Genomic DNA, 19153 nt, shown 5'->3' on the forward strand with positions numbered 1-19153 from the left:
GAGCAACGCCCATGATGGCCGCCCTGGGGCAATTCGTTTTTGCCCTCGACACACTCGCATACCAGGAACTGCGCCGCAGCACGGCCTGGCGCCACCCCAGCAATAGCCGCGTGGGCGCCAGGCCAGCGCGGCAGTTCCTCGGCCCCGGTGACGAAACCATCACCCTCTCAGGCCTGCAGGCGCCCGAGCACTTCGGCAACCGCCGCACCATCGACAAGCTGCGGCAGATGGGTGACACCGGCGCCGCCTATGCATTGGTCAATGGCGCGGGCGAAGTGTTCGGCGCGTGGGTCATTGAATCCGTGGAGGAAACCGGCACCCTGTTTATCCGCGAGGGCCTGCCGCGCCGCATCGAATTCACGCTGCAGCTGGCGCGCGTCGATGACCGCCAGGCAGATCCATCAGGCGGCACAGGCGGCGATGGCGCGCCAGACGAAGAATGGGACGATTGGGATTGGTGGATGGAATAAGGCAGGGACATGGAAATTGATCTGCAAGACCCCGAGGGCGTCTACCAAAAGCCCGACTACCAGCTGCTGCTGGATGGCCGCAACATCACCCAAAACCTGCGCGGCCGACTCATCCGGCTGTCATTGCGCGAAAGCCGCGGCGAGAAGGCCGACCAGCTGGACATCGAGCTGGACGATTCCCGCGACAGCCTGGCGCTCCCGCCCGTGGGCGCCCGCCTGGCGCTGCAGCTCGGCTATACGCGCGGCGGCGGCTGGTGGGACAAGGGCGAATTCATCATTGATGAGATCGAGCACAGCGGCGCGCCCGACACCATCATGCTGCGCGCCCGCAGTGCAGAAATGCGCCAGACCTTGCGGCAGCGGGCCAGCAATAGCTGGCACGGCGCCACGCTGGGCAACGTGGTGCGGGACATCGCCAAGCGCAACGGCATGCAGGCCAATGTGGACGACGCCCTGGCCGGCCTGCCCGTGCAGCACATCGACCAGACCAACGAAAGCGATATGCACTTCCTCACGCGCCTCGGCCGACAGCACGACGCCGTGGCCACGGTCAAGAAGGGGCGCCTGGTGTTTTTGCCCATCGGCAGCACGCGAAATGCCAGCGGCAAGCAACTGGCCGCCGTGCAGATCCGCCGCCAGGACGGGGACCGCCACCGCTATCACACCGCAGCGCGTGATGCATACACAGGCGTGCGGGCCTACTGGCACGACAACGGCCGCGCATCCCGCCAGGCTGCCATCGACGGCGAGGAAGAAAACCTCAAGACCCTCAAGGACAGCTACGCCACCGAAGATGACGCCATGGCTGCGGCGCGAGCCGAACGCGGGCGCCTGCAGCGTGGAGCCGCTACGCTGGAGATCACCCTGGCCATCGGCGATCCATCGATCATGGTGCAATCGCCCGTCACCGTCAGCGGCTTCAAAGAAGACATCGACGGCGAGCAGTGGCTGTGCAAAACCGTGGAGCACACCCTGGATGACAACGGCCTGACCACGCGCATGGAGATGGAGCGTGCCGGCGGCGAAAAGACGCGGCAACCCGGCAAACGCTGGAGCAAATGACCGCCAGCGACACAGCCACAGATCCCGCCCAGCGCGGGATTTTTCTTGTGTGCCGCGCCCACATTTCGCCATGTGACAAAACCGCGCATTTCCCGACGATTCCCGACACCGAAACGGTCCAGCGAATCGGCTGCAAGGCGCCACCACGCCTTGCGCGCCAGCGTGCCGACACCCCCGACGAAAGCCACATGTTTAGCGCGCAGGTGCGGCGGGGACTCAACCGCGCGCCGAGGGGGGACATGGGGGCACGGCCGTACACACGCCCGTTGCCCAGCCGCAGCAGCACCCCTCAAGCGCGCAGGGCGGGCGCATACGGGCCTCGCGCACTGCTGTACAGGGGGCGCAGACCCCGGGGGAAATGCTTGCGTTGCAGGCGACTCAGACAGGCCGCAACAAATCCCTCAGCCTTGCGTGTCTCGAGCGGACGGCTCCTAACGCCCCTAAAATTTGCTTAGTCGCTCAACGCCTTCGAGATTCCGCGACCGAGCACTACGGCCCCCACCAACATGAACGAACAAGCGATCAAGACACTTTTGCAAGCCAGGCTGGCAGCATCGCCGCATGGCAAGGAGGCTGCGTTCATCTCTGAAATGTTCATCGATGACTTTTCAAGGCGAGCTGACTTGGTTATGGCGAATGGGAAGTTGGCCGCGTTTGAGATAAAAAGTGAATTCGATAGTTTGGATCGACTCGATGGTCAAATAAAAACCTATGTAAGACTGTTTGAACAAGTCACCGTTGTTTGCGCCCCTAAACATATCGCGGGTGTTCAGGAGAAAGTGCCAGAAGAAGTAGGCATATGGACGCTCACTCAAACCAACAGTTTTAAAATAATTCGTCACGCCAAGTACGTTCGACAAAAAATTCAAAGCATTTGGTTAAGTTTTCTGCCGGTTGATGAGATCAGAATTTTGCTCTCCATTCACAACATGCCAAAATATGGAACAAAAGATTTACTACTGGAAAGAGCGAAATTAATATCAACAAAAGATGTACGCGAATTCACACTGAATTTCTTAAAATACAAACGTGAATCGCGCATTGAGCAGAGAGTGAGCAAAAGAAAGCAAGTCAATTCAATTGGCAAAATTGATGCTTTCTTTTCCAATGATCTTTATGAGCCTTCCATAAATATCAAAGCAATTCCTCGACAGATCAACTAGCCGTCACTCTTCATACTCTTCATCCATCTGAAGATCAATTCTTGATTTGTAGTCGATTTGGCGTGAAATATGGATATTAACGCGAACAGATATCCATTTTGCGGGACTCTTACCATATGGGTCTCCATGAGCAGCCTCTACAATCTTCTGCTCACCCCATATATTCGAATTCTCCATGTCGTAAGCTACGCCATAAATTCCAAGAATTGCCCGGGCGCACTCAGAGTATGCCTGAGCGTTAGACGTTGATTGTCTTCTCTCAAAATACCAAGACGTGTACTCTGGAAAGTCGATTCTCGGGCTCCATTTCATGACCACCGGCCCGTCATCATAAACAACAGCATGAATCGAACCGTGATCGCCGTAAATTGCCACACGGTCTCCGCCTATGCGACTATGGAAATCACGCTCCAACATACCAATCGTCCCACGCATTTTCATTGCATCAGCAAACTGCAACGTACTACTAGGAAAACTTGTTGACAACACGCTAATCAACAGCCTAGGAAACTCAGTACGCAATCTATTAATTGTGGATATTGCTGCTGCCACATAAGCCGCCATGGCATCTCTAATATACTGGCAGTCAATAAAAACTATAGCGGAATTCGGATCCTTCAAAGAGCTAATAGCGCTGATAACTAAAGGCGTCTGACCAGCGAAATCCTGAACTCTAAAGGCCACAGATCCATACTCTTCCTCTATCGCACAAGCCTGCTGAACGACTTCGCGCACTCTCGCCCCTGGCGGTAGTAAAACAACAGGAATTGCGCCTTTACTCTTGTATGCACGAGAGAAGTCAAGCCAATTCTTAAAATTGTCTGCCGGGCTGCGCAAACTATTCCACTGATCTTCAATTTTTCTAGAATCAGTCGTCAAGTCCAAAAGAAAAGGTTTATTTCGATTAGCAGCAACGCATTTATCCATACCGGTGGATAGGTCGCTACTGCCGCGCCATTGCCCCAGAGTCAACAGAGGAACAATCTTGTCACGACGCGCAGAATCTATATTCTCGAGCCCTTCAAGCTCAGCAGCTCGAATTCTTAGCGCAGGATAATAGCCATATTCCGAGAATTTGATAGACATTATATTCACTCCGTAGCACGAGGGGCATTGGCATCAACTACCTCTCTGACCTTAGCAGGCTCCAGACTATGAAAAGCCGCAATCAGATCGAGAGTTCTATTTCTACGTGTAAGCTCTTGCTTTAGTCCATATATTTTTTCATCTTTAGCTTCTATCACCCCTTTTAAAACCCCAACCTCTTGCTTAAGATTACTTAAATCGGAAGTTTGAATTTCACCATACCGCAAAACTCTTGACAGTAAGAACACAGACAGGAAGGCCGACAACCACCCAGACGTATACAACCCGACCTCTCTCCAGTCTGCCGCGGCTTGCCACCCTAAAATTATTCCTACAACAGCAAGAATAACGGATGAAATTCCATATATATGCGCCATAGATCGATCTGTCAAAACACCCTCCTTCTTACATCACTTAATAACTACTAGCCACCCTTAGAATCTTTCAGAATCTTCTGAACCATAGAAGCCACTTCACCAAGAACCTTAATATCGAAATTTCCTTTGCTCACAGCACTATATCTCTCTGGCCAACAAAAATCCCGTGCTAACGCTGTTCCAAGTTGAGCTTCTAGCACCTCAGATGAGGAAGAGTCATCGCTAGCTAGCTTTAACAATATGAATTTATCGAAGATTGCTTTAATTTTCAACAATTCAGTAGCACTATCAATGAAGTTGCGATACTGCTTCAGAAACCAGGCACTGATCAGCTCAACAGCAACGAATAAAGAACCACAAGAAACTATTCCATAGATATGAGCCGTCTGAAATTCTTTGGAATAGGCAATATAAATTTGCCAACCAAAAATCGATGCAAGGAAAAATATTATTCCTCCTCCTGCAAAAACAACGCCTTTATCCAACAATGCGGAGGCCTTAGCGTCGTATGTTTCTGCCTGCTGTTGCAACGACGTAGATATCTCTTCTATCTTTCCCGAAAAATCAATAATCTTCTCTTTAGGGATTTCGCCTGGAAATGGCCAAGCCTCTTGAGGCGCCAATCGACTTCTTCGAGACGCACGGCGCAAGAAGTCCACATCTGCTATTTTTCTTGCGGCACTTAAATATGCAAAAATCCCGTAAACAGCAGCCCCAACCCCAGAAAGCATCATCACGTTCTTCTCAAGAAACTTGAATAATGAATCAGCCCCATAGTAGCTATAAAAAAATCCAAAAACTGCGACAAAAATTCCACAAATTGCAAAAATAATAGAAGTATTTTGACGACTATTTTGACTATTAATTCTATGCAGCTCGGCCTTTTCGCCCTCTAACTGCATTTTTTCGAACAATTGCTCTTCAAGCTTTATCTTTTCAATTGCTTCTTTTATGAGATCTTCATTGCGATGTTCACGAGCAGAACCATTGGTATTGTCAAGCATAGGAGTACAGATCAGAAAACACAAACAGCAATCTAAAACCGCCGCCCATTCCACCCATAAACAACCCGCCCACAGATCCGCACCTGATGCGATCCGTTGAGCACCTCCACAGTGCGCACATTCGGGTTGTCGCTCGTCACCTCCAACTGCCCATCAATGCGCCGCGTCACACGCTTGATGAAAAGCTGCTCATTGGCAACCAGCACATAGACGCCATCCACATCCGCCGCCGTGCAATCCGTATCGACCAGCGCAAAGTCGCCGGAATGCAGCGTTTCGCCCATCGAATCGCCGTAGGCATGCACCAGCCGCAGCGCCTCTGGCCGTGAACGCGGCAGGTTGAGCGCTACCCAGTTCCGCGACACAGGCACATTGCCCAGGATCACATCCCCGGTCTGCAGATCGTTGCCCGGCCCCATGCTGCCGGCAGCGGCAATCAGCGGCACCAGCACCACGTCCGCTTCATCGGCAGGCGCAGGTGCTGGGCCAGAAAGCTGGCGCTTTGGAGTACGTGGCTGCGCCACATCACTGGAGAGTGCGGAACCCTCACCAGAACGAACCCCGGTGAACAAGTACCCGACATCAATACCTTCAGCGAGGACCGCTGCCAGGTAGTCGGAATCGGGCTTCCGTGCCCCTCGCTCGTAGTTGCCCTGGGAGTCCACCGTGACGTTGCCGAGCGCAGCGAACTCTGTCTGGGTCATGCCCAGGCGTTTGCGCTCTTCACGCAAGCGATCCGAAAAAACTGACATACGTACAGAATCAGTTGACAAACGTACAAATGACCATAAAAATACAGCCAACCCTTAACAAAACCGACGAACGACCATGTCACTCAAGCCACCAGGCCCGCCGTCTGCTCCCGACATCGTCGGCGTCCTCGACTTCAGCATCGGCCTGACAGCCGCACATGTCGCCGATCTCGGCCACGACGAACTGGCTCACCGCGCTGCCCTTGTCGCCATCGCACTGCAATGCGCCATGAGAGAGCAATTCCCGGGAGCCACTCTGCGCATTGAAACCAGGGACGACCTGGACCAGCGTCGCGGCTCGAATACCTGGACAACTGCCTTATTCATGAGCGCACTGAGCAGCGAGATGGACAAGCTTGGCGCAGCAGTCAGCCCATCTCCATGCGGCTTTTCAAACGGGGATCACCCGGTTCAAAGCCAAACGGCGGCGTCTTCTCAATCTGTTTAGCAACCCGAAGAAGTGCCAGGTAGGTATCAAGGAAATCAGAGTTGATGACTTGATCCATTGCGATGCCCTCGGCGCGCGTTTTGGATCCCACCAAAGCAGCAGCTGCCTGAAAAACCTGCCAATTGATTTCCATATCACCTCCCTCGTTAACAAACGTTATGGATCGTACATGAACACCGCAACGCAACCCACCCCCGCCAAAGCCGACAAGGCCGATGTCATCTGCTACACGCGCATGCCCAAGGCATCCGTTGAAGAGGGCAAGAGGTTCGCTGAGCGGGAATGCCGCTCCTTCGCCAGCTTCCAGCGCCTGATGTACCTGCGCGGGCTGGAGGCCTACAAGGCCGACCTGGCGCGGGTTGCTGCGAGTTCTTGAGTCCATGCCTTGCATGTTGCCCACGCCGCCGCACAAGCACACGCAATTCATGTTGTGCGGCGCTGCGCGGTTCGGTACAGCCCTCCACCCCTGACCAGAAGCACAAAAAAATGAACACCACTCGCATATCGCACGGCACCGGCACCATCGAGCGCGTGCTGCGCCACAGCCTGAGCCAGCCCGGCGGCGAAGTGCAGGAGGCCGCAGGCTGGGACAGCCCGGCCGTCAGCCGCTTCCTGTCGGGGCAGCAAGGTGTGCCCATCGGCAAGATCGACGCCGTGGTCAGCGCAGCCGGCTATGTGCTGGTCAGCCGCAAGTACCTGGACGCCATCGGCACGCTGGGCGAGGTCGGCATGTACTGCCACTGCGCCAGGGCCGGCGGCGGTGAATGCGGGCGCATCCGCGGCGAATGAACAGGGAGCCCAGCATGCAAGCGGCAGCGATCAACCAGGGCGCCATGCTCGCGGCGCAGGCCCAAGAGGGCCGAAAGAGCGGGCGCAAGGTGCGCAGCGAGGGCACGCGCATGGCCTGCCCCCACTGCAGCGCGCAATGCACGATCCGAACCAGTTGGCTCATGTCCCGCCTGATGCGCGAGCTCACCTACGCATGCACCAACCCGGAATGTGGTCACACCTTTGTGGCCATGACCGAGATAGTGCGCACGCTCAGCCCCAGCGCCACGCCGGACCCCAGCGTGCAACTGCCCCTGTCCAGCCATGTGCGCCGAGACGGCATGCGCGTGGTGCTGGACAACGCCGCAGAGTCCGAGCACCAGCCGCGCTACACCCTGCCTACCACGGGCGATCTGTTCGCCGGGCCGCCGCCAGAGCCCGATTGACGCCATAGGCGCATAGCGCCGCCCCCTCTTCCTCCACCTGCTGACAGAGCCCGATTTCCGGGCGCTGCGGCCCTTCTCACGCCTGAAAAACCCAAGGACCTCATGAGCAGCTATGCAATCACCCATGTAGACGCCCAGCGCGTGCGCCGCCACCTGGTGATCGGGGCAGCCAATCGCGCCATGGCCTGGGAGTGCGCCGAACGCCTGTATGGCTCGGCCTGGTTCATGTCCTGCAAAAAGGCCTGAGCCCCCGATGAACGCCCCTTTGCGCAATGGCTTGGTGATGCTGCCCCAGCACCAGATGGCCATGCCCCCTGCCGATGAGCCGGACCTGTGCCCGCTGTGCGGTCTGGTGCACATGCCCGAGCCCGCGGCTACGTTGGCGCCTGTGCGTGCCGATGTGCTGCCCAGCGCAGCGCTGCAGTTGCTGCGCATCACCACAGACGCCTGGACGCCGCTGCACCAGCATGACGCCGTGCCCATGCCTGCAGACGTGCGCAAGCAGCTGGCCGCGTTGCGCGAGCAGTACCGCAGGCAATCGGGCGCGGGCTACATCGACGCCGAAAACCAGGAATGGTTCAGCATGCCCGAAGACCTGCGCATGGCCATCCTGCTGCTGGCCAACGTGGGCGGCGACCTGCGTGCGCTGGCCGACCGGGATTGGCGCGAGACGCCGCCGCCCGAACGCGCGGCCATCAAAACCGTAGCCCGCTCTTTGAAGCGGCACGCCGGGCGCCTGGTGGCGCTCGCCAGCCTGTGGTGATTCGCCATGGCTGTCTCTCCCATCCCCCGCAAGCGTGTCACGTCCAGCTTTTCGGCGTGGCTCAACAGCCGCCCGAAGCCGGGGCATGTGCAGTACCACCTGCAGCGCATCGTCGAATCCGCGCCGCGCGAGTGGCAAGGCGCGATCCGCTCCCGTTTCCTGAAATCGGCCCCCTTGCCGCCTGCCGGCGTGGCCTTGGACTCCGACGCCTATGCACGCTGGTATCTGGGCCTGCCCAGCGAAAGCGAACAGGCATGGATGGATCTGCAGGAGCTGGCCGACTATGAGGACCGCTACGGCGACGCGCTGCGCCTGAACATGGGCGACGGCGAAATCTGCACCTGGGCGGCCAAGCTGGCCGACGATGTGGAAGAGTTGGAGAACCGCTGCATCGCCATGGGCGGCGGCCTGCCCGAGCGCCTGGCGTTGGTGCACGGCATCGTCCACCTGATTGGCGTGGATGAGGGCAAGCCGCTGGATGGCGAACCGGCCATCGCCCGCGCCAAGTGCGCGCGCTGGTGGCGCCGGCGCCTGCGCCGCCACATCGCCCGCGTGGTCGAAGCCGGGGCCATCAGCATGGGCCTGGTCCACCTGAACAGCGGCGGCTACGTCAGCCACAGCGGCCTCAAGCGCCGCAAGGGCCAGCTGGCGCGCAATGCAGAGGCCCTGGGCCGCACGCTCTACAAGAACGAGGCCGGGCAGGTCTACAGCCTGGCCGAGCTGGCCGCGCTGAGCACCTCCAACCCCAGCGTGCGCGGCGGCGAGCTGATGACACGCATCCGCGGCGCGGAGGAATATGCCGACGCGCACGGGCATCTGGGCCTGTTCCTCACGCTGACATTGCCCAGCAAATACCACGCCATGCGACTGATGGGCAGCGGCGCAAACCGCTGGGCCGCGCGCAACCCCAAGCACAACGGCGCGACACCGCGCGAAGGCCAGCAATGGATGCTTGCGCAGTGGAAGCGCGTGCTGGCCAAACTGGACCGCCAGCAAGTCAAACGCTACGGCCTGCGCGTGGTTGAGCCGCACCATGACGGCACACCGCACTGGCACATGCTGGTCTGGGTCGAGGGCGATGCCCAGGCGCGCACCCTGGTGGACACCATCCGCAAATACTGGCTCAGCGAAGACGGCAACGAACGCGGCGCCAAAGAAAACCGCGTAGATGTCAAGCGCATGAACGCCGGTGGCGCAGCCGGCTACGTGGCGAAGTACATCGCCAAGAACGTGGGCCACCACGCCCTGGCCGAGCACCTGGATGTGGTGCAGGGCCAGGAAATCCAGATGGCTCTGGGGCTGGACAGCCCCAACCAGCCTGCCAGCCCCGAAGCACTGGAGTCCAATGGCCTGGCCGCCCAGCGCCGCGTGGACGCCTGGGCCGCGACGTGGAACATCCGCCAGTTCCAGGCCTTCGGCATGCCCAGCGTCACGGTCTGGCGCGAACTGCGCCGCGTCAGCAAAGACCAGCCCGAGCAGATCGAACTGTTCGACCATGAGGCCAAGCGCAACATCCAGCGCGCCTACCAGGCCTGCCACCGCCACGGCGACCTCCGCGCGGACTGGCGCGCCTTCATGGAATCCATGGGCGGCCACGGCTGCAAGCGCCAGGACTGGCTGCTGTGCCCCGCCCGACGTGCGCCCAAGGATGGCGCCACCAACATGTATGGCGACCCCATCACGGCAGGCCCCGTGCGCGGCGTGCAAGTGCAGCGTGGCCGAGCACGCGGCCACTGGCTCGTAAGCCGCCGCATTGCCTGGGCGCACTGCACCGATGCAACGCCGGCAGTCCACGCCGCAGGCGTGGCTGCTGATGCCGATGGAGTCATCCACAGCGTTGGCCAAGAGGCGCAGACACGGCGCCCCTTGGGCGCCGCTTGGACTGGTTTCAATAACTTCACGGCCCGGCTCCAAAGCCAGAGCGTCCGAGACCTTTTTGGCCGTGGACGGCATGAGGCCGAGGACTGGAGCAGCCCTTTGAGCCCGGATTCAGTGCTCTACAGGCCCGCTACCGCCACCGCATCCCCCGCTTCTTCTCGTTGTTCCTGAAAAGGAGGTCTACCCGTGTCCGCATCCATCCCCCACGCCCGCCGAACGGACCCCACCGTGCACTGCTGGGCCCGGCCGCTGCACGGCGGCTACGTCAACGCCGTAGGCACGACGCCCGAGCACCTGGCACGCGTGTTCGCCGCCGAGCGCGAGCGCATTGCCGCACTGGCCAAACCGCGCCGCCGGCGCGCTGCGCGCCCAGCACCACCCATCCCCCACCCTGCCCAGCTGTCGCTGGTCGCCTGATCACCACCATCACTACCGAGGACCGCCATGCATCTGCACAACATCACCACCGCGCACAGCTACCGCGCAATCCTGATCCCCGAGGACGCCTGCCCCGAAGAACTGGAGCAGCTGGCCGACGCCAAGCTGCTGCCTGTGCTGCAGCTGAAAGCTGCCAGCGCATCCCACGCCACCACCAGCGCCTGCGCCGCCAGCGGCCGCCCCGTGCTGCGCGTCGAGCGCGTGGAGACCTGAACCATGGCCCAGCCACTGCCCGAACTGACTCTGAGCCAGGTGATGGAGCGCATCAAGGCCGTGCGCCAGCGCCTGACCCGCGAACTGGAGAACACGCCAGTGCGCGAGTGGGGAGCGCAACCCGTCCGCGAACTGCGCAACCACGAACAGGAATTGCTCACTGCGCTCATGGTGCTGCGAGACCTGGCCAGCGACCAAGGCGCATTTACAGCCATGCCAGAGACAGGAGACCCGAAGTGACCCGAAACGAATCCAACCAGATGATCCTCAACTACCCACCCGCGGGCCTGAGCCGCGAACTGGCCGCCGAGTACGTGTCGCTTGGCCTCACCACCTTTGAAGACTGCGTGCAAAAAGGCATCGCGCCGAAGCCACGCCAGATCCCAGGCCGGCGCCGAGTCGTTTGGCTGCGCTCAGATCTGGACGCCTGGCTGCAGGGGCTGCCCATCTCCACGCAGCTGCCGCCAGAGAACTGCGGAATCAAGCGCAGCCGCCTGACCAAGGCCCAGGTCATCGCGCAGCAAGTTGCTCCCAGTGTTCCGAAAGCTTTGTGAGCCATGTGCGCCGCTCCGCATCGTAGGAGTGCCGGTTGTAGGTGCCCACGATGCCGGCGGGCAAGTGGCCGAGCACTGCCTCGGCCACGCCATCCTGGCAGCCCAGAGCCGCCAGTTGCGTGCGTACCGTGCGCCGCAAATCGTGGGGCGCCCAGGGGTCCATATCCAGAACCCGCTCGGGCGCGTAGTTGTAGCGCTTGACCACATCGGGCCGGCTGGTCCAGACCGCCACGCCGATCAGCTTCTGCTCCACATGCATCAACTTGGAGCCAGGCCGGGACGGAAATAGATACCCGGCCCCATAGGCACTGCGCCGACGCCTGACAACGTCCAGAGCTCGGCCCACCAGCGGCACGCGCAGGTCGGTCAAATTCTCATTGCGCGCCATCTTTTGCTTTTCGCGCGGCACGGTCCACCACCAGCCATCGGCCTCCTGCCCCACCTCATCGCCGGTCATGGCGATGATTTCGGCGCCACGGGCGCCCGTCCACAGATACAGCGTCAGCAGGTCCGCCACCATGGCCGAGAACCTGGGCAGATGGGCGATCAGCTGTGCGACCTCACGGCCCTGCAGCGTTCTGAGCTTCACGCCCTGGTGCTTGCCGTCCACGATCTTCCCCCGGCTGCGTAGCTTGCCGCGCAGCACCTGGCGCCACCAGTTCGGCGTCTCTTCGGGCACCCTGCCCGCGTCAAGCGCATAGTCCCAGGCCGCGCCAAGCTCTGAGCGAAGGCTGTTGGCCAGCACGGGCGTCTTGACGGCCACGCCTTCCAGCAGCGAGAACGCCATGCTGCGCCCAACGTCTGCCGGCTCCAGAGCGTGAATCTTGGTGGTGTAGTTGACCAACAGGCGCCGCGCTTCGGCGCTGCCCTTGGGCTTTCGGTGCCGCTCAACATGCCCCTGCAGGTAGTCCTCAATCAGCTGCCGCACGGTATAGATGCCGTCGCGGCCCCGCACATCGGACCGGGCCTGGGCGACAGCGGCTGCGCGCCGCTTCTCCCTGGCCAGATCCTCACCAGCATCTCGTCTTCGCTTGAGCTGCTCCCACACAGCGAGTGCGCTGGGGTAGCTCATCTCGGGCCATTGGCCCATGGCAATCTGGCGCATGCCGCCGTCCACGGGGCTCTTGTACCGATATGTCCATGTGCGCCGCGTGGCAGTGGCCACCAGGCGAAGGCCCGGGGCGTGATCGACAATAATGTGCTCCCCCGGCTCCAGCGACTTGGCCCGGCGTGCGTTGAAACTCATGGCGCCTCCGTATGCGGCGCAGGTTTCCAAATCGGCCCCAACCTGTTCGGCGTAACTTCTTCAAAAGAACGCCGAAAAACCTACGCCAAGATGCGCAGTGTAGATGGGTTTGAGCGGGACATATTTGGACTGTATATAAAAACAGTCAACAAACCTAAGTGATTGATTTCAAAAGTAATGAGCGAAGATATTGAAGTGAATCAGGCACTTAGCGAAATACCTTTGGCGTCACATACGCCAATGATGCAGCAGTACCTGGGCATCAAGATCAACTACCCCGACACGCTGGTTTTCTACCGCATGGGGGATTTCTACGAGCTGTTCTTCGGGGATGCGGAGAAGGTGGCGCGGCTGCTGGACATTACGCTGACCACGCGCGGGCAGACGGCGGGGCAGCCGATTCCCATGGCGGGCGTGCCCTTCCATGCGCTGGAGAACTACCTGGGCCGGCTGATCAAGCTGGGCGAGTCGGTGGCGATCTGCGAGCAGGTGGGCGAGGTGGGCGCAGCCAAGGGCCCGGTGGAGCGCAAGGTGGTGCGCGTGGTGACGCCGGGCACGCTGACCGACAGTGAGCTGCTGTCTGACAAGAGCGAGGCGATCTTGCTGTCCCTGCACACGGCCGGGCGCCAGCGCTGCGGCCTGGCCTGGATGGCGGTGACGCAGGGGCGCATCCATCTGGCCGAGTGTTCCCACGATGAGCTGGGCGCCTGGATTTCACGCATTGCGCCCAGCGAGCTGATCTACAGCGCAGGCGTGACCGAGCGCTTCGAGCAGAGCCTGTTCGCGCTGCGCCATGGCGGCTCCATTGCCTGCCCGCTGTCGCCGCGCCCTGACTGGCAGTTCGACGGCGGTCTGGGCGAGCGCAAGCTGCTGGAGCTGCTGGGCGCCGCCAGCCTCAAGGCCTGGGAGGCCGAGGACCTGCCGCTGGCCCATGGCGCCAGCGCTGCGCTGCTGTCGTATGCGGAGCACACGCAGGGCCGCAGCCTGTCGCACATCCACGCTCTGCAGGTGCAGCGCGACGATGAGCTGATTGCGCTGCCGCTGGCCACGCGCCGCAACCTGGAGCTGGTCAAGACGCTGCGCGGCGAGGATTCGCCCACATTGTTCTCTCTGCTGGACACCTGCATGACGGGCATGGGCAGCCGCCTGCTCAAGGCCTGGCTGCTGGAGCCGCGACGCGACCGCACGCAGGCCATGGCGCGGCTGGAGGCCACGCGGGCGCTGCAGGGCGCCAGCGCAGGCGGCATGGCCGCGCCCTGGCAGCAGTTGCGCGAGCAGCTCAAGGGCGTGAGCGATGTGGAGCGCATCACCGCGCGCACCGCGCTGCGCCAGGTGCGCCCGCGCGAGCTGGTGGGACTGGGCCGCACGCTGCACAAGGCCGCCCTGCTGGCCCAGGCCGGGCAGACGCCCTCGGCCCACCTGACCCAGCTGTTTGCCGACCTGCAGCCGCCCGAGGGCTGCGCCGAGCTGCTGGTGCGCGCCATCATGGAAGAGCCGGCCGCCCTGGTGCGCGACGGCGGCGTGTTTGCCACGGGCTACGACGCCGAGCTGGACGAGCTGCGCGCCATCCAGAACAACTGCGATGACTTCCTGCTGGAGCTGGAGGCCAAGGAAAAGCTGCTGACCGGCATTCCCAACCTGCGCGTGCAGTTCAACAAGGTGCACGGCTTCTATATAGAGATCACCAACAGCTACAAGGACGCGGTGCCCGAGCGCTACCGCCGCCGCCAGACGCTGAAGAACGCCGAGCGCTACATCACGCCCGAGCTCAAGGCCTTCGAGGACAAGGCCCTGTCCGCGCAGGAGCGCGCGCTGCAGCGCGAGAAATTCCTCTACGAGCAGTTGCTGGACCAGTTGCAGCCCCACGTGCCGGCGCTCACGCGCGTGGCCGGAGCCATTGCCGCCATCGACGTGCTGTGCACGCTGGCCGAGCGCTCGCTGACGCTGAACTGGTGCGCGCCCGAGTTCGTGAACCATCCCTGCATCGAGATCGAGGCCGGCCGCCACCCCGTGGTGGAGGCCCGCATGGCCGAGACCTCCAGCGGCAGCTTCATCGCCAACCACACGCGCATGAACGCCAACACGCGCATGCAGATCATCACCGGCCCCAACATGGGCGGCAAGTCGACCTATATGCGCCAGGTGGCGCTGATCGTGCTGCTGGCGAGCATGGGCTCGCATGTGCCGGCGTCCAGCTGCCGGCTGGGGCCCATCGATGCCATCCACACGCGCATTGGCGCGGCCGACGACCTGGCCAATGCCCAGTCCACCTTCATGATGGAGATGACCGAGGCCGCGCAGATCCTGCACTCAGCCACGCCGCACAGCCTGGTGCTGATGGACGAGATCGGCCGGGGCACCAGCACCTTCGACGGCCTGGCGCTGGCCAGCGGTATCGCCACCCAGCTGCACGACAGGACGCGCGCCTTCACGCTGTTTGCCACGCACTACTTCGAGCTGACCGAGCTGCCGGCCAAGGCACGCGCGGCCGTGAACATGCATGTGAGCGCGGCGGAGTCGGGCCAGGACATCGTCTTCCTGCACGAGATCCAGCCCGGCCCGGCCAGCCGCAGCTACGGTATCCAGGTGGCCAAGCTGGCGGGCATGCCGGCCGGCGTGCTGCACCACGCGCGCCATGCGCTGGAGGCACTGGAGGCCCATGCCGACGAGGGCCGCCTGCAGGTGGACCTGTTCGATGCGCCCGACATGCCCGAGCCCGAAAGCCGCCACGACCCGCTGGCCCAGGCGCTGGCCGCCATCAATCCCGACGCACTGAGCCCGCGCGAGGCGCTGGAAGCCCTTTACCAGCTCAAGAAGATCGCCGCCTGAACGCGGTCAATCGCCTCGCACTAAACTTGTCGATCCCGCAGTTTCGGATGTTCCCATGACTTATTGCGTTGCCATCAAGCTCAACGCCGGCCTGGTTTTCCTGGCCGACTCGCGCACCAATGCCGGCCTGGACCAGATCAGCTCGTTCCGCAAGCTCATGGTCTACGAGAACCCCGGCGACCGCTTCATGGTGCTGCTGTCGGCCGGCAACCTGTCCATCACCCAATCGGTGCGTGAGCTGCTGGAGAGCCAGCAACTGCGCGACGAGGCCACGGGCGACATGCTGACCATCTGGAACGTGCGCAGCATGTTCGATGCGGCCCGCGTGCTGGGCGCGGCCGTGCGCCATGTGTTCGAGCGCGACGGCGTGGCACTGTCGCGCTCGGGCGTGGACTTCAATATCTCGCTGGTGCTGGGCGGCCAGATCCAGGGCGAGAACATGCGGCTGTTCCAGGTCTACTCGGCAGGCAACTTCATCGAGGCCACGAGCGAGACGCCCTACTTCCAGATCGGCGAGTCCAAGTACGGCAAGCCCGTGCTGGACCGCGTGATCACGCCGCGCACGCCGCTGGACGAGGCCGCCAAGTGCGCCCTGGTGTCCATGGACAGCACGCTCAAGTCCAACCTCTCGGTGGGCCTGCCGCTGGACCTGATCGTGTACGAGAAGGACCGCTTTGCCTCCGACAAGATCGTCAGCATCGACGAGAGCAATCCGTATTTCCGCATGCTGCACGACAGCTGGGGCGAGCGCCTGCGCCATGTCTTCGACAGCATCGAAGACCCGGCCTGGGATGGCGGCGATTCCGCGGTGCCCATTCGCGTGCACAGCCGCCAGGCCCAGCCGCTGACCAAGGTCACCGCGCCGGCCGGCGCCCTGCGCTCCAATGCGCGCACCATGGGCCGGCTGCCGCCTGCGGCGCTGCGCCAGCCCTATCACAGCGGCACGGGTGCCGGCCTGGGCACCTCCACGGCCGACGGGCTGGCCACCTCGCCCATGACGCCCCTGCAGCCGGGCCCGGCATCGCCCATGCGGCCGGACGCCGGGCAACCCTCCGGCCACCAGCAAGGCATGCCGGATGCTCCGGACCGGACCGGCCAGGAGCCCCAGCCGTGAACGCGGCCCGGCCCGCGCTGCGGGCCGACAGCGACGCGGGCACGGAATCGGCACCGCTGCCCGTGGTCTTCTCGCATGCCAACAGCTTTGCGCTGCCCACCTACCGGCTGCTGTTCTCGCTGCTGGCCGAGCGCGGGATCGCGGCGCAGGGCGTGGAGCGCTTCGGGCATGACCCGCGCTTTCCCGTCACCAACAACTGGCCGCACCTGGTCGAGCAACTGGCCGAGTTCACGCGCGCCGAGGTGGAGCGCGTGGGCGGTCCGGTCTTTCTGGTCGGGCATTCGCTGGGCGGTTTCCTGAGCGTGATGACGGCTGCGCGCCACCCCGAACTGGCGCGCGGCGTGCTGCTGATCGACTCGCCCCTGCTCAGCGGCTGGCGTGCCAATGCCGTGGGCGTGGCCAAGCGCACGCAGCTGGTGGGCTCGGTCTCGCCGGGCAAGATCAGCGCCCGCCGCCGCAATGCCTGGGACAGCGACGAGGAGGCGCTGGCCTATTTCCGCGCCAAGAAGGTGTTTGCGCAATGGCACCCGCAGGTGCTCCAGGACTATGTGCAGGGAGGCCTGTCCGATGTGGACGGCCGGCGCATGCTCAACTTCACGCGCGAGGTGGAGACCGCCATCTACAACACCTTGCCGCACAACCTGGCCTCGCTGCTGCACCACCATCCGCTGCGCTGCCCGGCGGCCTTCATCGGCGGGCGTGCCTCGGTGGAGATGCGCCAGGTGGGCATGGACCTGACGCGCCGCATCACGCGCGGGCGCGTGATGATGCTGGACGGCAGCCACCTGTTCCCCATGGAGCGGCCCCACGCCACGGCCGCCGCCATCGAGGCATCTCTGCTGAACCTGCTGGGCTCCGAGGCCTGAACCGGGCACCCCGAATGTGAAAAGGCCACCTTGCGGTGGCCTTCTGCGTTGGTGCCTGAGGAATGCCTGGGGCCCTTCGCCCAAGCCTGGGTCAAACCTCGCTCCAGCTCACGACCCCGGTGAAGGCCGTGACCAGCACGATGATGCCGAAGGCGATGCGGTACCAGGCAAACGGTACGAAGCTGTTGGTGGAGATGTAGCGCAGCAGCCAGCGCACGCACAGCCAGGCGCTGATGAAGGAGAACACCAGGCCCACGGCGAACATGGGGATGTCGGCCGCCGACAGCAGTGCGCGCTCCTTGTAGAGGCTGTAGACGCCGGCGCCGATCAGCGTGGGAATGGCCAGGAAGAACGAAAAGTCGGTCGCCGCCTTGCGCGACAGGCCCATCAGCATGCCGCCGATGATGGTGGCGCCGCTGCGGCTGGTGCCGGGAATCATGGCCAGGCACTGCACCAGGCCGACCTTGAGGGCGTCCAGCGGCGTCATCTCATCCACGGTCTGCACGCGCATGGCCGATGCCGGCCGGCGCTCGGCCCACAGGATGACGAAGCCGCCCAGGATGAAGGTGGTGGCCACCACGGTGGGCGTGAACAGGTGCGCCTTGATGAACTTGCCGAAGATCAGCGCCAGCACCACGGCCGGCAGAAAGCCGATGATGACGTTCAACGTGAGCCTTTGCGCCTGGCGGCTGGTGGGCAGGTCGACCACGGTGGAGCGGATCTTCTGCCAGTACACCAGCACCACGGCGAAGATGGCGCCGGTCTGGATGGCGATGTCGAAGACCTTGGCCTTGGCATCGTCGAAGCCCAGCAGCGAACCGGCCAGGATAAGGTGGCCGGTGGAGGAGATGGGAAGGAACTCCGTCAGCCCTTCCACGATGCCCATGATGGCGGCCTTGACCAGCAAAAGAATGTCCACGGCAAGCGTCCTGTCGCAATGCAAAAGTGCGCCATTATCTGCGCTGGCCATGGCCTGCCGGTGTCCGCCTGCCCGCCTGTCAGCGGCAATCGCAAACTTTTACAACGCGCGGCCCGCGACGTTGCTGCGCGCCCGGCACTGTGCTGCAATGTGGGTGCGCTGGACTTCAGCGCGCCTTCAAAACCATTCCATCATGAAAAAAATCGTTGTTCTGGCAGTTGTCTCCCTGGCCTGCAGCATGGGCATGGCCGCAGGGGACAAGGCTCCCACGGCCCAGCAAAAGCTGATGGGCACCTGCAACACCGAAGCCACCGGCAAGAAAGGCGATGAACGCAAGGAGTTCATGAAGTCCTGCCTGTCCGACGGCAAGAAGCGCCAGCAGGAACGCATGAAGACCTGCAACGTGGACGCCACGGGCAAGAAGGGTGATGAGCGCAAGGCGTTCATGAGCGAGTGCTTGAAGAAGGACTGACCCCCTGAGGCGCTGCGCGCCTTCCCCCTCTCGCTGCGCGGGGGGGACGACACCCTCGCTGCGGGGCGGCCCTTGCTCGGTGTCCCTCGCTTTGGGGCGCGCCAGTCGGGATGGGTCTGGGGCCTGCCAAGCATTGCAAAAAGCCACCGTTTTCGGTGGCTTTGCTGTTTAGGCGGATAGTTTTCTGATTTGGCTATCAATGGAGCCGTGTACTACCGACAGCCGTTCAAACTCGCAGGGCTCAAGCGCGGGCAGCCGAGCAAGGGCCGCCCCGCAGTGAGGGCT

Annotated in this window: 24 protein-coding genes; 17 read left to right on the forward strand and 7 right to left on the reverse strand. The window is 62.2% G+C overall.

From position 1 onward, the window contains the following. Positions 1–11 precede the first annotated feature (11 nt). The 3 genes from DELCS14_RS21730 to DELCS14_RS30845 all read left to right on the forward strand — a co-directional run bounded on the left by DELCS14_RS21730 (position 12) and on the right by DELCS14_RS30845 (position 2695). Positions 12–470 carry a phage tail protein gene (locus DELCS14_RS21730; protein ID WP_013803570.1) on the forward strand — a complete coding sequence of 153 codons (459 nt, stop codon included), beginning with the start codon at positions 12–14 and terminating at the stop codon, positions 468–470. Between the two features lie 9 nt (positions 471–479). Continuing rightward, positions 480–1532, forward strand: a complete 1053-nt coding sequence (locus DELCS14_RS21735) for a contractile injection system protein, VgrG/Pvc8 family (RefSeq protein ID WP_013803571.1) — start codon at positions 480–482, stop codon at positions 1530–1532. A 506-nt stretch (positions 1533–2038) separates the two neighbouring features. Further along, positions 2039–2695, forward strand: a complete 657-nt coding sequence (locus DELCS14_RS30845; protein WP_013803572.1) for a sce7726 family protein — start codon at positions 2039–2041, stop codon at positions 2693–2695. Between the two features lie 3 nt (positions 2696–2698). On the opposite strand, the gene DELCS14_RS30185 is transcribed toward DELCS14_RS30845, so the two are convergent. From DELCS14_RS30185 to DELCS14_RS30860, 5 genes are all read right to left on the reverse strand, one after another. After that, on the reverse strand, positions 2699–3781 hold the full coding sequence (locus tag DELCS14_RS30185; protein ID WP_013803573.1) for a beta family protein: 1083 nt from the start codon (positions 3779–3781) through the stop codon (positions 2699–2701). 5 nt (positions 3782–3786) lie between these two features. After that, positions 3787–4173, reverse strand: coding sequence for a hypothetical protein (locus DELCS14_RS30850; RefSeq protein ID WP_172642966.1), 387 nt, complete (start codon positions 4171–4173; stop codon positions 3787–3789). A 32-nt stretch (positions 4174–4205) separates the two neighbouring features. After that, the gene (locus DELCS14_RS30855; RefSeq protein WP_013803575.1) at positions 4206–5162 is read right to left on the reverse strand and encodes a hypothetical protein; all 957 of its coding nucleotides are present in this window, start codon (positions 5160–5162) and stop codon (positions 4206–4208) included. Between the two features lie 32 nt (positions 5163–5194). Next, on the reverse strand, positions 5195–5914 hold the full coding sequence (locus tag DELCS14_RS21740) for a S24 family peptidase (RefSeq protein ID WP_013803576.1): 720 nt from the start codon (positions 5912–5914) through the stop codon (positions 5195–5197). Between the two features lie 368 nt (positions 5915–6282). Further along, positions 6283–6495, reverse strand: a complete 213-nt coding sequence (locus DELCS14_RS30860) for a hypothetical protein (RefSeq protein ID WP_013803577.1) — start codon at positions 6493–6495, stop codon at positions 6283–6285. 36 nt (positions 6496–6531) lie between these two features. Between DELCS14_RS30860 and DELCS14_RS21745 the strand changes: the two genes are divergently transcribed. The 10 genes from DELCS14_RS21745 (at position 6532) to DELCS14_RS21785 (ending at position 11422) form a co-directional block, all read left to right on the forward strand. Then, entirely contained in the window at positions 6532–6738 is a 207-nt protein-coding gene (locus DELCS14_RS21745) for a hypothetical protein (RefSeq protein ID WP_013803578.1), read from the forward strand. A 110-nt stretch (positions 6739–6848) separates the two neighbouring features. Next, complete coding sequence (locus DELCS14_RS21750; RefSeq protein WP_013803579.1) at positions 6849–7151, forward strand: hypothetical protein; 303 nt, start codon at positions 6849–6851, stop codon at positions 7149–7151. Positions 7152–7165: 14 nt separating this feature from the next. After that, positions 7166–7576: an ogr/Delta-like zinc finger family protein gene (locus DELCS14_RS21755; protein ID WP_013803580.1), complete on the forward strand. Its 411-nt coding sequence runs from the start codon at positions 7166–7168 to the stop codon at positions 7574–7576. Between the two features lie 102 nt (positions 7577–7678). Continuing rightward, a complete protein-coding gene (locus DELCS14_RS31045) occupies positions 7679–7822 on the forward strand; it encodes a hypothetical protein (protein WP_013803581.1) in 144 nt (47 codons plus the stop codon). Positions 7823–7829: 7 nt separating this feature from the next. Further along, positions 7830–8339, forward strand: a complete 510-nt coding sequence (locus tag DELCS14_RS21760; protein ID WP_013803582.1) for a hypothetical protein — start codon at positions 7830–7832, stop codon at positions 8337–8339. A gap of 6 nt (positions 8340–8345) precedes the next feature. Next, entirely contained in the window at positions 8346–10388 is a 2043-nt protein-coding gene (locus DELCS14_RS21765) for a replication endonuclease (RefSeq protein WP_013803583.1), read from the forward strand. A 15-nt stretch (positions 10389–10403) separates the two neighbouring features. Further along, positions 10404–10634 (forward strand): hypothetical protein, encoded by a 231-nt coding sequence (locus tag DELCS14_RS21770; RefSeq protein ID WP_013803584.1) that lies wholly within the window; start codon positions 10404–10406, stop codon positions 10632–10634. A gap of 27 nt (positions 10635–10661) precedes the next feature. After that, positions 10662–10868 carry a hypothetical protein gene (locus tag DELCS14_RS21775; protein WP_013803585.1) on the forward strand — a complete coding sequence of 69 codons (207 nt, stop codon included), beginning with the start codon at positions 10662–10664 and terminating at the stop codon, positions 10866–10868. A gap of 3 nt (positions 10869–10871) precedes the next feature. Continuing rightward, entirely contained in the window at positions 10872–11108 is a 237-nt protein-coding gene (locus DELCS14_RS21780; protein ID WP_013803586.1) for a hypothetical protein, read from the forward strand. Next, positions 11105–11422: an AlpA family transcriptional regulator gene (locus tag DELCS14_RS21785; protein WP_013803587.1), complete on the forward strand. Its 318-nt coding sequence runs from the start codon at positions 11105–11107 to the stop codon at positions 11420–11422. Before DELCS14_RS21780 ends, DELCS14_RS21785 begins: the two co-directional genes overlap by 4 nt. Here the strand turns inward: DELCS14_RS21785 and DELCS14_RS21790 are convergent. After that, a complete protein-coding gene (locus DELCS14_RS21790; protein WP_013803588.1) occupies positions 11379–12668 on the reverse strand; it encodes an integrase family protein in 1290 nt (429 codons plus the stop codon). The genes DELCS14_RS21785 and DELCS14_RS21790 overlap by 44 nt on opposite strands. A 240-nt stretch (positions 12669–12908) precedes the next feature. On the opposite strand from DELCS14_RS21790, the gene mutS reads away from it, so the two are divergent. From mutS to DELCS14_RS21805, 3 genes are read left to right on the forward strand one after another with little or no spacing between them, the layout of a single operon-like run. Continuing rightward, entirely contained in the window at positions 12909–15497 is a 2589-nt protein-coding gene (gene mutS, locus DELCS14_RS21795) for a DNA mismatch repair protein MutS (protein ID WP_043796427.1), read from the forward strand. Between the two features lie 55 nt (positions 15498–15552). Then, positions 15553–16611: a proteasome-type protease gene (locus tag DELCS14_RS21800; RefSeq protein ID WP_013803590.1), complete on the forward strand. Its 1059-nt coding sequence runs from the start codon at positions 15553–15555 to the stop codon at positions 16609–16611. Continuing rightward, positions 16608–17477: an alpha/beta hydrolase gene (locus DELCS14_RS21805; protein ID WP_013803591.1), complete on the forward strand. Its 870-nt coding sequence runs from the start codon at positions 16608–16610 to the stop codon at positions 17475–17477. The genes DELCS14_RS21800 and DELCS14_RS21805 overlap by 4 nt, the downstream gene beginning before the upstream one ends. A gap of 91 nt (positions 17478–17568) precedes the next feature. Here DELCS14_RS21805 and DELCS14_RS21810 read toward each other — a convergent pair whose 3' ends face one another. After that, positions 17569–18396 (reverse strand): undecaprenyl-diphosphate phosphatase, encoded by an 828-nt coding sequence (locus tag DELCS14_RS21810; RefSeq protein ID WP_013803592.1) that lies wholly within the window; start codon positions 18394–18396, stop codon positions 17569–17571. A 193-nt stretch (positions 18397–18589) separates the two neighbouring features. Here DELCS14_RS21810 and DELCS14_RS21815 point away from each other — a divergent pair, with 193 nt between their 5' ends. After that, positions 18590–18868 carry a PsiF family protein gene (locus tag DELCS14_RS21815; RefSeq protein ID WP_043781210.1) on the forward strand — a complete coding sequence of 93 codons (279 nt, stop codon included), beginning with the start codon at positions 18590–18592 and terminating at the stop codon, positions 18866–18868. Positions 18869–19153: the final 285 nt, after the last annotated feature.

The sequence above is a fragment of the Delftia sp. Cs1-4 genome (assembly GCF_000214395.1).
Lineage (GTDB): Bacteria > Pseudomonadota > Gammaproteobacteria > Burkholderiales > Burkholderiaceae_C > Comamonas > Comamonas acidovorans.

Excerpts from the sequence above, each read along its gene's own strand:
- mutS (WP_043796427.1), top strand. The coding sequence starts at position 12,909 with ATGATGCAGCAGTACCTGGGCATCAAGATCAACTACCCCGACACGCTG.
- DELCS14_RS30860 (WP_013803577.1), bottom strand. The coding sequence starts at position 6,495 with ATGGAAATCAATTGGCAGGTTTTTCAGGCAGCTGCTGCTTTGGTGGGA.
- DELCS14_RS21790 (WP_013803588.1), bottom strand. The coding sequence starts at position 12,668 with ATGAGTTTCAACGCACGCCGGGCCAAGTCGCTGGAGCCGGGGGAGCAC.
- DELCS14_RS21740 (WP_013803576.1), bottom strand. The coding sequence starts at position 5,914 with ATGTCAGTTTTTTCGGATCGCTTGCGTGAAGAGCGCAAACGCCTGGGC.
- DELCS14_RS21755 (WP_013803580.1), top strand. The coding sequence starts at position 7,166 with ATGCAAGCGGCAGCGATCAACCAGGGCGCCATGCTCGCGGCGCAGGCC.
- DELCS14_RS31045 (WP_013803581.1), top strand. The coding sequence starts at position 7,679 with ATGAGCAGCTATGCAATCACCCATGTAGACGCCCAGCGCGTGCGCCGC.
- DELCS14_RS21800 (WP_013803590.1), top strand. The coding sequence starts at position 15,553 with ATGACTTATTGCGTTGCCATCAAGCTCAACGCCGGCCTGGTTTTCCTG.
- DELCS14_RS21760 (WP_013803582.1), top strand. The coding sequence starts at position 7,830 with ATGAACGCCCCTTTGCGCAATGGCTTGGTGATGCTGCCCCAGCACCAG.
- DELCS14_RS30185 (WP_013803573.1), bottom strand. The coding sequence starts at position 3,781 with ATGTCTATCAAATTCTCGGAATATGGCTATTATCCTGCGCTAAGAATT.
- DELCS14_RS21745 (WP_013803578.1), top strand. The coding sequence starts at position 6,532 with ATGAACACCGCAACGCAACCCACCCCCGCCAAAGCCGACAAGGCCGAT.
- DELCS14_RS30855 (WP_013803575.1), bottom strand. The coding sequence starts at position 5,162 with ATGCTTGACAATACCAATGGTTCTGCTCGTGAACATCGCAATGAAGAT.
- DELCS14_RS21730 (WP_013803570.1), top strand. The coding sequence starts at position 12 with ATGATGGCCGCCCTGGGGCAATTCGTTTTTGCCCTCGACACACTCGCA.
- DELCS14_RS21750 (WP_013803579.1), top strand. The coding sequence starts at position 6,849 with ATGAACACCACTCGCATATCGCACGGCACCGGCACCATCGAGCGCGTG.
- DELCS14_RS21815 (WP_043781210.1), top strand. The coding sequence starts at position 18,590 with ATGAAAAAAATCGTTGTTCTGGCAGTTGTCTCCCTGGCCTGCAGCATG.
- DELCS14_RS21775 (WP_013803585.1), top strand. The coding sequence starts at position 10,662 with ATGCATCTGCACAACATCACCACCGCGCACAGCTACCGCGCAATCCTG.
- DELCS14_RS21735 (WP_013803571.1), top strand. The coding sequence starts at position 480 with ATGGAAATTGATCTGCAAGACCCCGAGGGCGTCTACCAAAAGCCCGAC.
- DELCS14_RS21780 (WP_013803586.1), top strand. The coding sequence starts at position 10,872 with ATGGCCCAGCCACTGCCCGAACTGACTCTGAGCCAGGTGATGGAGCGC.
- DELCS14_RS30845 (WP_013803572.1), top strand. The coding sequence starts at position 2,039 with ATGAACGAACAAGCGATCAAGACACTTTTGCAAGCCAGGCTGGCAGCA.
- DELCS14_RS21765 (WP_013803583.1), top strand. The coding sequence starts at position 8,346 with ATGGCTGTCTCTCCCATCCCCCGCAAGCGTGTCACGTCCAGCTTTTCG.